Source organism: Phytohabitans sp. LZ39 (assembly GCF_059359075.1).
Map to the genome: position 1 here is coordinate 1 of NZ_JCADBM010000069.1, position 726 is coordinate 726.

At 68.0% G+C, this 726-nt stretch carries 1 protein-coding gene; it reads left to right on the forward strand.

From position 1 onward, the window contains the following. Window positions 1-726, forward strand: a 726-nt coding sequence (locus AC5L36_RS45380) for an FG-GAP repeat domain-containing protein (RefSeq protein WP_441225331.1), incomplete at its 3' end; no start/stop codon positions are given.

The window sequence follows — 726 nt, forward strand, 5'->3', positions numbered from 1 at the left end:
GTGAACGGGGATCGGTACGAGGATCTGTTGGCGGTCGACTCCGGCAACGTGCTGTGGTCGTATCCGGGTCGCTCGGGCGGCACGGTCGGTACGGCGGTGCGGATCGGTGCGGGTTGGATCGACAACTACAACCGGATCGCGGTCGGTGACTCCAATGGGGACGGTTGGGCCGACCTGTTCGCCACCGCCACCGACGGCGTGCTGTGGTACTGGCACAACGACGGCGACGGCACCTTCAGCGCCCGCACCCAGATCGGGCAAGGCTGGAAGGCCGTCCAGTGGTTCTCCGTCGCCGACGTCAACGGCGACGACAAGGCCGACATCCTCGCCAAGGTCGGCGACTACCTCAACCTCTACACCGGCACCGGCCGCGGCGGCTTCACCGAACCACGCCGGATCGGGACCGGCTGGACCCAGATCGACCGGTTCGCCGCCGCCGACGCGGACGGCGACGGCGACGCCGACATCTGGGGCACCAAACCAGACGGCACCCTACTGTTCTGGAAAGGCAACGGCAGCGGCGGCTTCGCCAGCGCCGCCACCGTAGGCGGCAACTGGGACGCCATCCGCGAATTCGCCATCCTCGACGTCACCGGCGACTACAACGCCGACATCATCGGCATCAAAAAGGCCGACAACACCCTCATCCGCTGGACCGGCGACGGCGACGGCACCTTCGCCACACCCGCCCAAATCGGCCACGGCTGGTCCACCTTCCGCCTCGCC